Below are 15,068 nucleotides of genomic sequence, written 5' to 3'. Positions count from 1 at the left end.
GGAATGACAGAAAAAGGCGCGCGGTCGTCAGCCCTTCCGAAGGTGCCCGCGCCACCCCAGTTCGCAAATCGCTGTCATCGACACGAACGGAAAATCAGGCGAGGGGTCTACCGTCCCTGGCTCCGCCAGCGCTTGACCACGCGGTCCAGGATTTCGGGTTCGCCGCCGGTCTCGCGCCACAGGCGGGAGAAGAGCGGATCGCTCGACGCGGGGCGCTTGTCCTCTTCGAGCGTGTCGAGATAGACGCGGATCGGGATCGACACACCCTCGCCGCAGATGATGCACTCGCGGTTGCGCAGCGCCGGGATCGAATCGATGAAGCCGCGCGCGCCTTCGGGCATCGCCGCCTTGACGAAATGCTGATCGCGCTCGTTGTTGAGGCGCATCGAGATGATCGTGCCGCACTGCGACAACACGCCCTCGGCAAGGTCGGAGGGACGCTGGGTGATGAGGCCCAGCGACACGCCATATTTGCGGCCTTCCTTGGCGATGCGTTCGAGAATCTTGCGCACCGCCTGCCCCTGGCCGACATCCTTGGCGGGGATGTAGCGATGCGCTTCCTCGCACACCAGCAGGACCGGCCGCTGCGGCTCGCCGCGCGACCAGATCGCATAGTCGAAGGTCAGGCGGGAGAGCACCGCGACGACGACGCTGGTGATGTCCGAAGGCACCCCCGACACGTCGATGATCGAGATCGGCCGGCCGTCCGACGGCAGGCGGAAGATCTTGCCGATGAAGGCCGCCATCGTGTCGGCGACCAGCATGCCGGAGAACATGAAATTATAGCGCGGATCGGCACGCATTTCCTCGATCTTGCCCTTGATCCGCATGAAGGGGGCCGACGAGGTCGCCTTGTCGAGCTTGCCCATTTCGTTCACGAGGATGTTGAGCAGGTCGGAGAGCAGATAGGGGATCGGCGAATCGACCGTGATCTTGCTCATCCCTTCGGCCACGCGGCTTTTCTGCCGGGCCTGGAGCAGGCATTTGGCGAGCACGTCGCAGTCGCCCTGTCGCTCGCGCCCCTCGCTGGTGACGAAGACCTCGCAATGTTCCTCGAAATTCATCAGCCAATAGGGCATGGCGAGATTGTCGACGTCGAACAGCGCCCCGGTGCCCTTGAAGGCGGCCGAATATTCGCCGTGCGGGTCGATCATCACGATATGGCCCTGCGGCGCAAGCTCGCAGATTCGATGCAGGATCAGCGCGGCGCCGGTCGACTTGCCGGTGCCGGTCGAACCGAGCAGCGCGAAATGCTTGCCGAGCATCGCGTCGACATAGAGCGAGCCGCGGATGTCCTTGGTCGGATAGACGGTGCCGATCTCGACATGCGCGCGCTCGTCGGCGGCGTAGATCTGCTTGAGATCGGCGCTGGTCGCGGCATAGACTTGCCCGCTCGGAATCGGATAGCGGGTGACGCCGCGGCGGAAATTGTGGATGCGGCCGGTGATCTTTTCCTCGTCGCCCTCGCCCAGGAAGTCGATGAGCGCGACGATCAGCCCTTCGCCGCGGTCGGAAAGCTGCTGTTCGCGGATGCTGGCGAGCAGCCAGACATTGCCGACGCGAATCTTGACCTGCGCGCCGACCTGGCCCGCCATGGCGACCGCGGGGTCGGTCGATGCCGCCAGCTTCTGCAACGTCGCCGCGTCGAGCAGGATGCGCGAGGCCGAACCCGAGATATCGATGACCTCGCCGACCAGCAGTTCGTCGCGGTGATGCGTCGTAACCGGTGTCACCGGCGCCGCGGTCCCACCGCCCGCCAGCCGCACGTGCTGCGCGGCCGTGGCGTCGGCGGCCCTGTATCCGCTGCCCTGCATGTCCATCCCGATACCCCGCCTCTGGTCAGTCCCGACGGCGATTATCGCATCAGTTCGTAAAGAAAGGGCTTATGGTGCGCCGCTTGTGCCGATTGCGAACCCGTCTGCTTTCGGCATCCCTCATGCTTTCGTTCCATCGTCACCCTGAACTTGTTTCAGGGTCGATGGTCTGCCCGCGAACATAAGCGCGGCGCCGAACGAAAGCACCGGCCATGGATGCTGAAACAAGTTCAGCATGACGAAGATGGGTCGGTCGGCGCACGGCGGCGGCCTCCGTTGCTAGCGCCGGCGGAAAACCGCCGAAGCCGCATAGCCGAGCCCGACCGAGAGCAGCACCGCGGTCAGGCCATAGAGGAAGCCGTGGCGTTCGGCGGCGAGCGCGACGAAGCGTTCGAAGCCCGCCTTGCGGATCTCGACGTCGCGCGACGCGACCGCGATGACCCGCCCCTTGCTGATCAGATAGGTTTCGGCGCGATAATTGCCGACCGGCACCCGCGCCGGCACCGGGATGCGCGCGCGATAGAGCACGCCCTCGCTGATCTCCACCGCCTTCGGATTCTGATAGAAGAGTCCCTGCCGGCGATAGAGGTCGATCAGCCCGCCTTCGAAGCGTTCGAGCGTCTTCGCCTCCGAAAATCCGGTCGGCGACATCGACAGGTTGCTGAGGCCGAGTTCAAAGATCGCCGCAGTGCGTTCGTCGACGATCTGGTCGATCGGGCGCGACGAACCGATCGCGTAGAAGCCCGGCGAGGTGCGCAGGCGGATGCTGTCGGCGTTGATCCAGATGCCGGCGATCCGCCGCTTTTCGCGCAGGATGATCGGCCGCACCGGCCCCTTGAGCACGACGACGATGTCGGCGCGGTCGTCGGGCAGGCGCTGCCCCGGATAGAGGATTGCGCCGAACAGCAGCAGTTCCTCGCCGGTGAAGCTGTACTGGATGTCGATCGCCCGGCTCGACACGTCGGGCACCAGCCGCGGGTCGGCGGCCGACGCCGACGCCGGTACGAGCAGCGCGGCGCACCACAGCAGCAGGGCGGCCGCGGCCCTCATTGCACCGTATAGATTTCATCGGGGCGGATGAAGAGATCGACCGCCATGCGCAGCGCGACGAGCAAGACGATCACGGCGAGCAGCAGCCGGAGATATTCGGGACGCACCGACTGGGCGAAGCGCGCACCGACCTGTGCGCCGGTGACGCTGCCGAGCAGCAGCAGGCCGGCGAGAACGAGGTCGACCGCGCCGGTCGTCATCGCATGGACCATCGTCGTCGCGATGGTGACGAACAATATCTGGAACAGCGAGGTGCCCACGACGACCTGCGTCCCCATGCCGAGGAGATAGACCATCGCCGGAACCATGATGAAGCCGCCGCCGACGCCGAGCAGCATCGTCAGCACGCCGACCCCGACGCCGAGCAGCAGCGGCGCGAGCGGCGAGATATAAAGGCCCGAGCGATAGAAACGCCAGCGCAGCGGCAGATTGGCGACCATCGGATGGTGGCGCCGCTTGCGCGCAGGCGGCGGCAGCCCCGCCTTCATCAGCCGCAGCGCGCCCCACGCCTCGCGCGCCATGATCGTGCCGACCGACCCCAGCATCGCGACATAGAGGATCGAGATCACGGTATCGATCTGCCCCCAGGCGGTCAGCAGTTCGAACAGTCCGGCGCCGATCAGCGAGCCGATCAACCCGCCGACGACAAGTACCGTGCCCATGCGCAGGTCGACCCCGTCGCGCTCGAGATAGGCCATGGCACCCGACACGCTGGCGCCGGTCACCTGCGTCGCCGCCGACGCCGCGGCGACCGTCGGCGGAATGCCGTAGAACATCAGCAGCGGCGTGGTCAGGAAACCGCCACCGACCCCGAACATCCCCGACAGGAAGCCGACACCCCCGCCGAGCAGGACGATGACCAGCGCATTGACCGACAGGTTGGCGACGGGAAGATAGAGATCCATGGAGCCCCGGAAGACAGCTTTTCGGTGCTCGAGCAGCGCCGATTCCGAAAACCCTAGACCATTTTTGCAGCGCGGGGAATCGGCTGCGGCAAGCGCGTCCACAGGATCATCAGAAGTCCACCGCCAGCGTCAGCGCCAACCCGCTCGCGGGCCGCGCGTCGCCGGCGACGCGCTGGCGCCAGTCGAGCGCGATGCGGCTACCCTGCCCCACGTCGGGCAGGCGCAGCGTCAGCCGCGGCCCGACATCGACGCGGGCCGCGCCCGGCTGGACCGCGCCCGCGGCCAGCGCGCCGAGGCGCAGCGCGGGCGGCGCGCCGAAACCGAGCGGCCGGTCGACGACGAGCGCGCCGTCGGCAAAGCCGTCGCGGCGGTGCGCCCCCACCACGCCGGCCTGCCCATAGGCGTCGAGGCGGAAACCGCCGGGCAGCGCGACGTCGCTGACGCCGCCGGTCACCATCGCCGCGAGCGCGGTGCGCCCGTCGCGGCCGGCGGCAACGCGCTGCTCGACCGCGACCGCAACCGGCCAGCGCGGCGACGGCGCATAGGCAAGGCCGAAGGCGAGTTCGCGCTCCCGCGGGCGGTCGATCGCGATCGTCGCGCGGGCATAGGCGCCGAGGCGCCGGTCGGGATCGAACCCATAGGCGAAACGCGCGCCGGCCTGGCTGCCGCCGAGTTGCCCCGCGCCTGCGATCGTTCCCGGCGCAGCGGCGGACCCCGAACGCAGGAACAGCCAGGACGACAGCGACCAGCCGTCGCTCTCCGCCTGCATCCAGAAGGGCGCGCCGCCGCCGAGCGCTGCTGGGCCCGGATGCGCGCGCCAGCCGTCACCGGGCCGCGACACGGCCGAACGGGCGGCTGAATCCGGCCATGGCGCGAGGGCGCGGCCCATAAGGGCGAGACGCAGGCCGTGGCGGCCGGGGTCGGGACGGGCAGGCGCCACGGAAGGCAGGCCGGACGCTGCCGGCCGCGTGGCGGGCGCAGCGGGGGCGGCCGCGAGCGTCAGAGCCGTCGCCGCTTCCTGCCACCAGGCGTCGCGTGGCGCGGCCACAGGCGACCATGGCGCCGATGGCGGTGCCGGGATGGCCACGGCGGGCGGCCAGTTCGCGAGCAGCCGTGCCGCGATCCAGATCAGGAGGTAGACGAGCAGAAAGCGCAGCGCCGGCGCCTCGCGCCGCGTCCGCGCCCCCGATGCGCGCGTCATCATGGCAACCGCACCGGGCGGGCCGCGGGACGCGCCGGCGCGTCCGCCTCGTCATGGTCGGTCTTGTCCCAGACCACTTCGCCCGAGCGTAGCATGTGACAATATTGGATGACGGCCCGCCGCGCCGCGAACATGGCGATGATGTTGGCGACGAAGGCCCGCGGCAGCGCGAGCAGCCCCTGCCGCCACCCATAGCAGCGCGTGGTGAAATAGGATCGCATCCCGAGCCGCCAGACGAGCAGGGCCGTGTCGAAGCCGAGCAACAGGCGAAGCGTCTCGCCAAGCCGGACTTCCGGCCAGCCGAGCGACATCTGCCCCGCCCAGCCGATGCCGGTCAGCAGCATCGCAGCATAGGCGGCAAGGATGACGACCGCCGCGAGCGGCGCGCGCCGGTCGCGCCAGAGCATCCACCATGCGACCCACGCGCGCGCGCCGGTTCCAGGCGGACGCAGCCAGCCGAGATGGTCCCAGCCCTCCAGCGCGATGCCCGTCGTCCAGCGCGCCTTCTGGCGCACCGCCGCCTCGACCCGCTTCGGAAAGACACCGCGCGAGACGACCGGATCGCCGCCCGCGTCGACGGCGGCGGCGAAGCGGCTGCGGAGACCGTAGCTGCCGATCAGCAGGCCGAGTTCATAATCCTCGGTCAGGCTGTCGGCACGGAACGGCTGGCCACCGCGATGCAGGGCGAGCAGCGCCAGCGCATTGCGGGTCAGCGCGCAGCCGACCCCCGCCGACGGCATCGGCGTCGCGAGGCGCGAACGCACCACCAGTTCCTTGCCATGGGCTTCGGCGAATTCGTCGCCATAATGGCCCCGAACCCACGGCGAGCCGCCGCACAGCATCGGCACGACCGGAATCTGCACCATCGCATGACGGGCGAGTTCGATGCGGAACAGCGCCAGTTCACCGGGATGGACATGATCCTCGGCATCGTGGAGCAGGACGGCCGCGAACCGCTGCCCCTCGGCGCGCTCGTCCTCGCCCAGCGCCGCCCACAGACGGTTGAGATTGTCCCCCTTGGTCGTCGGCCCGTCGCGCTCGCCGACGACGAGCCGCAGCCGGGGGTCGCGCGCGACAACGGGCGAAACCGCGAGCAACGTATCGGCATCGTTCGGATAGCAGCCGACGTAGAGGCGAAAATCCTCACCGTCCCACGCGGCGAGTGTGCGGTGCAGCGTCGCCGGCAACACCTTTGCCTCGTCCCACGCCGGAACGAAGATCGCAAAGCGACCGGCGAGCGGCGGCACCTCGACCGACGGCGCCGATTCCGCATCGCGCCGGCCGCGCATCGCCAGCCACAGGGCGTCGAGCAACAGGTCGTCGAGCCCGATCAGCAAGATGCCGACCGCGGCGAACAACATCAGTTCGTGGCCGGTGCCCTGCACCAGCCCCTGCAGCCAAATGGTCGAAAGCTCCACCCCCGCGTGCCCCACCCGCGAGCGGCGCTGGCGCCGCCCCCCTTCGCCAAGGGGTAATCGACGGCACCGGTTTGTAAAGGTGACGAACCGGCGAAGCCGGGCTAATAGGGCCGCGAATTTGCACCAGAACGACAGGAAACAGCTCGCCCCATGGCCCTCCGCGCGCCCGACCGTTCCGCTTTGCGCGCTTTCCTGGACAGCGAAAGTGCGGGCGGCGCCCTGCTGATTATCGCGGCCATATTGGCGATGATCGTCGCCAATTCATCGCTGGGCGACCTTTATCATGGGCTGATCCACGCCGTCACCGGCCCGGTCCTGTCCGACAAGCTTGGTCCGATGACCGTCCATCTGTGGATCAACGACGGGCTGATGGCGATCTTCTTCCTGCTCGTCGGGCTCGAGATCAAGCGCGAGTTCGTCGACGGACGGCTTGCGCGCTGGGACCAGCGACGTCTGCCGATGATCGCCGCCGCGGCGGGGATGGCGGTACCGGCGCTGCTCTATATGCTGGCCGCGGGCAGCGAGCCGGGGCTTGCGCAGGGCTGGGCGATCCCGGCGGCGACCGACATCGCCTTCGCGATCGGCGTCCTCGCGCTGCTTGGCAGGCGCGCGCCGACCTCGCTCAAGCTGTTCCTCGTCACCGTCGCGATCGTCGACGACATGGGCGCGGTCGTCATCATCGCGCTCTTCTATACCGCCAAGATCAACCTGATCGCGCTCGCCGCCGCCGCGGCGATGCTCGCCATCATGATGCTGTGCAACCGGATGGGTCTGAAGAGCCTGATCCTCTATCTGCTGATGGCGCTTATCCTCTGGTACGCGATGCTTCTGTCGGGCGTTCACGCGACCATCGCCGGGGTGCTCGCCGCGATGACGATCCCGCTGGAAAAGACGCCCGGCGCGCCCGACAGCACGACCTCGCCGCTCCACCGGCTCGAACATGCGCTGCATCCCTGGGTCGCCTTCCTCATCGTGCCGCTATTCGGTTTCGCCAATGCCGGGGTCGATCTGGGCGGACTGACCGCCGAGCAGATTTTCGCGCCGCTGCCGCTGGGCATCGCGATCGGGCTGTTCCTGGGCAAGCAGATCGGCATTTTCGGCAGCGTCTGGCTGGCGGTGAAATGCGGCATTGCGGGTCGGCTGCGCGGCGCGACCTGGCTGCAGGTCTACGGCGTCGCGATCCTGTGCGGCATCGGCTTCACGATGAGCCTGTTCATCGGCGGCCTCGCCTTCCCCGGCGCGCCGCTGCTCGTCGAGGAGGCGAAGATCGGCATATTGATGGGTTCGCTGGTCGCGGCCCTGGCGGGCCTTGCGGTGCTGCGCCTCGCCCCGCTCCACCCGCAGCATGAGGCGGCGGAGCGCGACGTCGACGGCGAAATCCGCGCCGACGGCGACGTGCGCGACGTCGCCGAGCCGCGGAGCATCCCCGCCTGATGCGCCGCTGGACCGCCCCGGTCGCGATCGCGCTCCTCGCCGGCATCACCCTGTCGGGTTGCTATGCGCTCGACCCGGAGATGCGCCGCATCGTCGCCGAGCGCAAGGCGAAGGAACGCGCGGCGAAAGCGGCGGCGGCCGAAGCGAAGACCGCGCCGCAGCCGCCTCCGGTGCGGCCGGCCGCCGATGCGCCGCTCCCCGCTGCCCCCGTGCCTCCCGGCTGGCCGGGCCCGGCGCCGCGGGTCGATGCGGCCGAGGCGGCGCAGGCGAACGAGACGCTGAAAGAGGTCGCCGCCGCCTATCTGATCCTGACGCTGGAGGCCGGCGCGCACGAGCAGGGCTATGTCGACGCCTATTATGGCCCGCCCAAGCTGATCGCCGATGCGCTCACCGCGCCGCGCGGCGTACCGGTGCTGGAGGCCGAGGCGCGCCGGCTGATCGCCAGGATCGACGGCGCCGTGCCCGGCCTCGGCGATCCGATCGACCGGCGGCGCGCCGCCTTCCTGCACGCGCAGCTCGTCGCGGCCGAGACGCGACTGCAGATGATGCAGGGCAAGCGCTTTCCCTTCGCCGAGGAGGCCGAGCGATTGTTCGGCGTCCGCCCGGTGCTGAAGCCGCTCGCCGCCTATGACGCCGAATTGGCGAAGGTGGCGGCGCTGGTGCCCGGCGACGGCCCGCTCGCGGCGCGGGTCGAGGCCTATCTCGACCGTTTCACCATCCCGAAGGACCGGCTGGAAAAGGTGTTCGACGCCGCGATCGCGCGCTGCCGCGGGCGCACCGCGGCGCATGTCGCCATGCCCGAAAGCGAAGCCTTCACCCGCAAGTTCGTGACCGGCAAGAGCTGGAGCGGCTATAATCACTATGTCGGCGCCTATAACAGCATCATAGAGATCAATACCGACCTGCCGATCCGCCTCTCGCGCGCGCTGGACCTCGGTTGTCACGAGGGTTATCCGGGGCATCACCTCCTCAACATGAAGGTCGAGGAGCAGTTGGTGAAGGGGCGCGGCTGGCTGGAGTTCAGCGTCTATCCGCTCTACAGCCCGCAGAGCCTGATCGCCGAGGGCACCGCCAATTACGGCATCGACCTGGCCTTTCCCGACAAGACGCGGCCCGATACCGAACGCGACGTGCTGATGCCGCTCGCCGAGATCGAGCCGCCGGCGAACGACCGCTATTGGCGGCTGCTCGACGCGATGAAGGCGCTGCAGGGCGCGCGGCTGACGATCGCGCAGCGCTATCTGGACGGCGAGATCGACCGGCCGGCCGCCGTCGCGCTGACACAGAAATATCTGCTCGTCTCCCCCGCGCGCGCCGAGCAGTCGGTCGCCTTCACCGACCAGTATCGCAGCTATGTCATCAACTATGTCACCGGCGAAGAGATGGTTCGCGATTTCCTGGAGCGCGGCAGCCCCGACCGCGACGAGATCTGGCGGCGCTTTGCGCTGATCCTGGGTGAGCCGACGCTGCCGGCGGATTTGCTGGCGCCCTGACCCCTACTCCGCCGCTAGCGCCATTTCGACGCGCTGGGGGCCGCGGATGACGGTGCCGGGATAGGTGCCCTGCCCCTCGCCGCTCCGGAAGGTCACCTGCCCCGACTTGATCGTCGCGACATAGCCGTCGGCCTTTTGCAACAACCGCTTGCCGCCCGCCGGCAGGTCGAACGCCAGCCACGGCTTGCCGAGCCTGATCGCATCCATGTCGATCACGTTGAGGTCGGCGAGATAGCCCGGCGCGACCAGCCCGCGATCCTCCAGTCCATAGAGCAGCGCCGTGTCGCGGCACTGGCGCTTGATCGCGCGGGCGAGCGGAATGCGGCCGCCGCGTTTCCGGTCGCGCACCCAATGCTGAAGCATGAAGGTCGGCGAAGCGGCGTCGCAGATCGTGCCGCAATGCGCGCCGCCGTCGGACAGGCTGTTCACCGTGTCGCCCGCATCCTGCAACGCCTCTAGGAAATCGAGATTGCCGTCGGCATAGTTGAGGATCGGCAGATAGGCGAAGCCCGCGCCGTCGTCGCGGCACAAGAGGTCATAGGCATAGTCGGCGGGGTCGACCCCCGCCGCCGCGGCGCGCGCGGCGATGCTCGCCTCCGGTCCCGGCTCGTAATCGAAATCCGCGTCCATCTCGAACTGCATGCCCCAGCCGCCGGCGACGACCATCAACAGGCCCATGATATCCTGCGGCGCGCCGCTGAAATCATTCTCCTCCGACAAGAGTTGCGCCTTGAAGGCGGGGTCGAGCAGCTTCGCCTTCTGCGCATCCCACGGCAGATCCATGATCGCCTGCCACGACGGGCGGAAGCGGAAGGGATGCACGGTGCCGCGCCACGCCATGATGATGCCGTTGCCGCGCAGCGCGATCTGCGCGACGATGTTGGCGCCCTTGGCGTTTTCGGCACGCATGTTCGCGATCTGCTCGTCGAGCGGCTGTTCCTTGGCGATCGACTGAAGCGCGGCGAAGGTCACCGGCAGGCCGGTCTCGCGGCTGAGCTTGCCCATCCAGTCGAACTCGTTCCACTCGCGATTGAGGTCGCTCGCCATTTCGAACACGCCATGGCCGACGCGGCCCATTGCGCGGCCGATCTCGATCAGTTCCTCGGCGGTCGCGGTGGTGCCGGGCACGACTTCGCCGTCGACCGACTTGTGGATCACGGTGCGGCTGGTCGAGAAGCCGAGCGCGCCGGCGCGCACCCCTTCCTCGACGATGCGCGACATTTCGGCGATGTCCTCCGCCGTCGGCACCGCGCCCGGCCGTTCGCGGTCGCCGAGCACATAGGCGCGCACCGCGCCGTGCGGAACATGGCAGGCGACGTCGACGGTGCGCGGCAGCTTTTCCAGCGCGTCCATATATTCGGGGAACGTCTCCCACTCCCAGGTCATGCCCTCGGCCAGCGCGGTGCCAGGGATGTCCTCGACCCCTTCCATCAGGCCGATCAGCCAGTCGTGGCGGTCGGGCCGCGCGGGGGCGAAGCCGACGCCGCAATTGCCCATGACGACGGTGGTGACGCCGTGCCAGCTCGACGGCGCCATTTCCCGGTCCCACGTCGCCTGCCCGTCATAATGGGTGTGGACGTCGACGAAGCCGGGAGTGACGATCCGGCCGCGCGCGTCGACCTCTTCGCGCGCCGGTCCGAGGTCGGCGCCAACCGCAACGATGCGGTCCCCATCCACCGCGACATCGGCGACGAAGGGCTCGCCGCCCGAACCATCGACGACCGTGCCGCCGCGAATCACCAGATCGTGCATATCCGCTCTCCCGTATTTGGTTTTGGGATGAAACCTATCACCAAATCCGGGATGTGCAAATAAGCGCGCGGCGCGCGCGGCGAAGCGCTATGATGGCGTGCCGAAGCCACAGGGAGTCGCCGCCATGATCCGCTCGCTTACCCTCGCCATCCTGCTCGCGACCGCGACCAGCCCGCTCGCCGCGCAACCGTCCGCCGCGCCCGATTATAGCAGCGCGATCGCCGATCCGGCGCGCCCCGCCGCCGATCGCGAGCGCGACGCCGCACGCAAGCCCGCCGAACTGCTCGCCTTCGCGGGCGTGAAACCCGGCCAGAAGGTCGGCGATTTCGTGATGGGCGGCGGCTATGTCACCTGCCTGCTTGCGGGTGCGGTCGGTCCGTCGGGCAAGGTCTATGCGTTCCAGCCCGCCGAGTTCATCGCGTTCAAGAAACAATATGGCGACGATCAGGCGGCGGTCGATGCCGCCTATGCCAATGTCGACGCCGTTGCCGGCTCCTTCGCCGCACCGCCCTTTCCCGAGCCGCTCGACACGATCATCACCGTGCAGAATTTCCACGACCTCTATCTGAAACCCTTCCCCGAAGGCACCGGCGACAAGGCGAGCGCGGCGCTGTTCGCGGCGCTGAAACCCGGCGGGACGCTGATCGTCGTCGACCACAGCGCCGCCGACGGCAGCGGGACGACGCTGAGCGACAGCCTGCACCGCATCGACAAGGCGGCGGCGGTCGCCGCGCTGACCAAGGCCGGCTTTACGCTGGATGCCGAGAGCGGCCTCTATGCGCGGCCCGAAGACCCGCGTACGGCCAATGTCTTCGACCCCTCCATCCGCGGCAAGACCGACCAGTTCGCGCTGCGTTTCCGCAAACCCGAGTGAGACCATGACCGACGACGATGACGAATATGTCTATGACGAGGCGAGCGGCGAGTGGCTGCCCGCCAGCGAAGCGCGCGCCCGCGCCGAAGCCGCGGCGGCGGGCCCCGAGGTCCGCGACGCGGTCGGCAATCTGCTGAGCGACGGCGATTCGGTGGTGCTGGTCAAGGATCTGGCGGTGAAGGGCGCGGGGCAGACGCTGAAGGTCGGCACCGTCATCAAGTCGATCCGCCTGACCGGCGACGCGCAGGAAATCGACTGCCGCCACGACGGGATCAAGGGCCTGGTGCTGCGCGCGGAGTTCGTGCGGAAGCGGTAGAACTCCGCCTGATCCATTCTTCGGTAATGCTTCAAATCTTCCCCAGCGTCTCCCGGCGCGGCCCGAGATAGCCGAACAGATAGGCCGCCACCTTGCGCATCTGAATCTCTTCCGCGCCCTCTGTGATGCGGTAGCGGCGATGGTGGCGATAGATGTGCTCGAACGGCTTGTGCCGCGAATAGCCGATCCCGCCATGGACCTGCATCGCGCGGTCGGCGGCCTCGCAGACGAGGCGGTTCGCCCAATAGTTGCACATGCTGACCTTGTCCGACAGCGTGCGCTCGATCTCCTTATGCTCCATATTGTCCATGTCCCACGCGGTCTTGCGGATCAGCAGGCGCAGCATCTCGGCCTGCGTCGCCAACTCGACGAGCGGGAACTGGATCGCCTGATTCTTCGCCAGCGCCTCGCCGAAGGGTTTGCGTTCGCGGGCATAGCGCACGCTTTCCTCGATGCAATAGACCGCGGCGCCGAGCGACGAGGCCGCCTGGCGGATGCGGTTCTGGTGGACGAAGCTCTGCGCGATGGCGAGACCGCCCCCCTCCGGCCCGAGCCGCGCGCTGTCGGGCACCCACACGTCCGTGAAGCTGACGCGCGGATGGTCGGTCGGCATGTTGAAGGTCCACAGATATTCCTCGATCACGAGGCCTGGGGACGGATTGGGAACGAGCAGGCAGGTGATGCCCTTCGCATCGCCGTCGGCGCCGCCGGTGCGACAGAAGGTCGCGCAGTGGGTCGCGACGTGCATGCCGGTCGTCCACATCTTCGCTCCGTCGATCCGCCAGCCATCGACGCCGTCGCGGGTCTCGCGCACTGCGCGCGTTTCCATATGCGTCGCGTCGCTGCCATGGTCGGGCTCGGTCAGGCCGAAGGCGGTGCGGCGCCGGCCCTCGAAGCCGCCGAGGATGAATTCCTGCTTCTGTTCGTCACTGGTGCCGAACTGTTCGAACATCGCAACGAAGGGGAAGTTGCCGACGATGCTGTGCTCGTTCTGTAGATCGTTATGGAGCCCCAGCCCCTTCGCCGCGAAATGTTCGCGGATCACCGCCATCCACAGGTTCGACCCGTCCTTGCCGCCATAGGCTTTGGGCGCCGAGAAACGCCAGTGTCCCGCCTTGTCGGCACGGCGCGTCGCCTCCTTCAGCAGCGCCTCCCACTCGTGACGCGGCAGACCCTGATTGTCCCAGTCGGTGCGGCTATGCTCGCGGCGATGGTCGAAGAAGCGGATATTGTCGTCCGCTGCCTCAAGCGGCTTGATCTCGGCCGCGATGAAGGCGTCGAGTTCGTCCAGATAGGCCTGCAGATCGGCCGGCACCGCAAAATCCATCGTCTCTCTCCTGTTCGAATCTCAGCCGCCCCATTGGTTCCGCGCGCGCGCGAGCGCGGCATATTTGGGGCTGTCGACGGCGCATTTGTCGAGCGCCGCGCGGCGCAGCCGCGCGAGCAGGCCGGGTTCGGCGAGGCTGGTCTCGCCGGCCAGCAGCGCCGCCGCGAGCGCCCGGTCCTCGGCGCGCACGCCCGCATCGAGGTCGCGCATCACGATGCCGAGCGCGTTCATCGCGACGACCGCCTCGAATTTGGCATGGCCCTCGGCCTTCGGCTTGATCGCGCTCTCGATCCAGTCGCGCACCGCCTGCACCATCTCGCGATTGGTCGGCTCGCCGACCGGCGCGGGTGCGGCGAGCGGCGACGGCGGGAGCGGGCGCGCGCGTTCGGCCTCGGGCGCTTCCGCCTCGAGCAGCCCGATCAGGTCGAGCTCCTGCTCGGCGGTGCGCCGCCCGACGACGACGCGCTCGACCGTCGTGTCGGCGCCGCTGCGCCATGCCTGCCCCATCTGCAGGCAGCCGAGCGCCCACCAGAGGGTACGATAGACGAGCCAGAAGCGGAAACGTGCCCGGTCGACCGGCGCCCCGCCCGCCGCCTCATAGGCCGCGAAATAGTCCTCGAAGCTGCCGACCCCGAACGCCGGCCGGTCGAGCCGGCCGAAGCGCCACACGGTCATGCAGCCGAAGGCCAGATCCTCATGCCCGTCGCCCAGATGCGCCAGTTCCCAGTCGAGCACCGCGGCCAGGCCGCCCACCTGTCCTTCGGCCATATCGACCATGATATTGCCCATGCGATAGTCGCCGTGGACGAGCACCGGATCAGCCGGGGCGGGCAGATGATCCTCGCACCATCGAATCGCGAGCGCGATCGCCGGCCGGTCGCCGCCATAGGAAAGAAAGCGTGCCTTGAGCTCGGCGAGCGCCGCGCCCGTGTCCATCACCGGAATGCCATCGGGAATCGCCGCCCGCGGCAGCGCGTGGATGCGCGCCAGTTCGCGCCCCAGATCGGCGAGCAGCGACGGCGGCGGCGCGGCCAATATCGTCGCCGGGCTGACCTCGGCGACGACGCGGCGCATGACATAGCCCGTGCCCATGCCGTCGCCGTCCGCTAGCACGCCCACCACCTCGGGCGCCTTTACCCCGCCGTTATGCGCCGCCCGGACCAGCGCCGCCTCGACCGGGTGCCCATAGGGCCGGTCCGCCATATAATCGGCCGACGGCGCGCGGCGCAGCACATAGGCGCCCCGTCCCTCCGGCCCCGTCCAGTCGAAGGCCCAGCTTTCCATATTGGCGCCGCCCGACAGGCGCGACAGGCCCGACAGCGCGCCGGGCCCGGCGATGCGGGTCATGAAGGCGGCAAGCGGTTCGGTAAGGTCAGGCATCGCACAACCTTGCTGCCAGTTTACGTAAACGGCAAGTAAGTAATTATCACGGCGTGGCGGCGGCCGAGCGCTTGCTTTGGCTGCGGCCCTCGATACGTTCCCCG

At 68.5% G+C, this 15,068-nt stretch carries 12 protein-coding genes; 4 read left to right on the top strand and 8 right to left on the bottom strand.

Going from position 1 to position 15,068, the window contains the following annotated elements:
- Positions 1 to 107: 107 nt before the first annotated feature.
- The 5 genes from FHR21_RS03970 to FHR21_RS03950 form a co-directional block, all read right to left on the bottom strand.
- Entirely contained in the window at positions 108 to 1,820 is a 1,713-nt protein-coding gene (locus FHR21_RS03970; RefSeq protein ID WP_184095468.1) for a helicase HerA domain-containing protein, read from the bottom strand.
- Between the two features lie 273 nt (positions 1,821 to 2,093).
- Complete coding sequence (locus FHR21_RS03965; RefSeq protein WP_184095466.1) at positions 2,094 to 2,864, bottom strand: TIGR02186 family protein; 771 nt, start codon at positions 2,862 to 2,864, stop codon at positions 2,094 to 2,096.
- Positions 2,861 to 3,769 (bottom strand): sulfite exporter TauE/SafE family protein, encoded by a 909-nt coding sequence (locus tag FHR21_RS03960; RefSeq protein ID WP_184095464.1) that lies wholly within the window; start codon positions 3,767 to 3,769, stop codon positions 2,861 to 2,863. Before FHR21_RS03960 ends, FHR21_RS03965 begins: the two co-directional genes overlap by 4 nt.
- A gap of 109 nt (positions 3,770 to 3,878) precedes the next feature.
- Positions 3,879 to 4,973, bottom strand: coding sequence for a hypothetical protein (locus tag FHR21_RS03955; RefSeq protein ID WP_184095462.1), 1,095 nt, complete (start codon positions 4,971 to 4,973; stop codon positions 3,879 to 3,881).
- Positions 4,970 to 6,388 carry a glycosyl transferase family protein gene (locus FHR21_RS03950; protein ID WP_184095460.1) on the bottom strand — a complete coding sequence of 473 codons (1,419 nt, stop codon included), beginning with the start codon at positions 6,386 to 6,388 and terminating at the stop codon, positions 4,970 to 4,972. The genes FHR21_RS03955 and FHR21_RS03950 overlap by 4 nt, the downstream gene beginning before the upstream one ends.
- A gap of 150 nt (positions 6,389 to 6,538) precedes the next feature.
- Between FHR21_RS03950 and nhaA the strand changes: the two genes are divergently transcribed.
- A complete protein-coding gene (nhaA, locus tag FHR21_RS03945; protein WP_184095458.1) occupies positions 6,539 to 7,822 on the top strand; it encodes a Na+/H+ antiporter NhaA in 1,284 nt (427 codons plus the stop codon).
- A complete protein-coding gene (locus tag FHR21_RS03940) occupies positions 7,822 to 9,315 on the top strand; it encodes a hypothetical protein (RefSeq protein WP_184095456.1) in 1,494 nt (497 codons plus the stop codon). The genes nhaA and FHR21_RS03940 overlap by 1 nt, the downstream gene beginning before the upstream one ends.
- Positions 9,316 to 9,318: 3 nt before the next feature.
- Here the strand turns inward: FHR21_RS03940 and FHR21_RS03935 are convergent, their stop codons facing one another.
- Positions 9,319 to 11,067, bottom strand: a complete 1,749-nt coding sequence (locus tag FHR21_RS03935) for an N-acyl-D-amino-acid deacylase family protein (RefSeq protein WP_184095454.1) — start codon at positions 11,065 to 11,067, stop codon at positions 9,319 to 9,321.
- Between the two features lie 124 nt (positions 11,068 to 11,191).
- Here FHR21_RS03935 and FHR21_RS03930 point away from each other — a divergent pair, with 124 nt between their 5' ends.
- Positions 11,192 to 11,941: a class I SAM-dependent methyltransferase gene (locus FHR21_RS03930; RefSeq protein WP_184095452.1), complete on the top strand. Its 750-nt coding sequence runs from the start codon at positions 11,192 to 11,194 to the stop codon at positions 11,939 to 11,941.
- A 4-nt stretch (positions 11,942 to 11,945) separates the two neighbouring features.
- Complete coding sequence (locus tag FHR21_RS03925) at positions 11,946 to 12,257, top strand: alkylphosphonate utilization protein (RefSeq protein ID WP_184095450.1); 312 nt, start codon at positions 11,946 to 11,948, stop codon at positions 12,255 to 12,257.
- A 31-nt stretch (positions 12,258 to 12,288) separates the two neighbouring features.
- Here the strand turns inward: FHR21_RS03925 and FHR21_RS03920 are convergent, their stop codons facing one another.
- A complete protein-coding gene (locus tag FHR21_RS03920; RefSeq protein ID WP_184095448.1) occupies positions 12,289 to 13,584 on the bottom strand; it encodes an acyl-CoA dehydrogenase family protein in 1,296 nt (431 codons plus the stop codon).
- A 21-nt stretch (positions 13,585 to 13,605) separates the two neighbouring features.
- Positions 13,606 to 14,964, bottom strand: a complete 1,359-nt coding sequence (locus FHR21_RS03915; RefSeq protein ID WP_184095446.1) for a phosphotransferase — start codon at positions 14,962 to 14,964, stop codon at positions 13,606 to 13,608.
- Between the last annotated feature and the right edge of the window lie 104 nt (positions 14,965 to 15,068).

It is taken from the genome of Sphingopyxis panaciterrulae, from assembly GCF_014199295.1.
In the GTDB taxonomy this organism is placed as follows: Bacteria; Pseudomonadota; Alphaproteobacteria; order Sphingomonadales; family Sphingomonadaceae; genus Sphingopyxis; species Sphingopyxis panaciterrulae.
The sequence above is the reverse complement of the archived record's forward strand: the minus strand, read 5'-3'. Positions and strand labels throughout refer to the sequence as shown.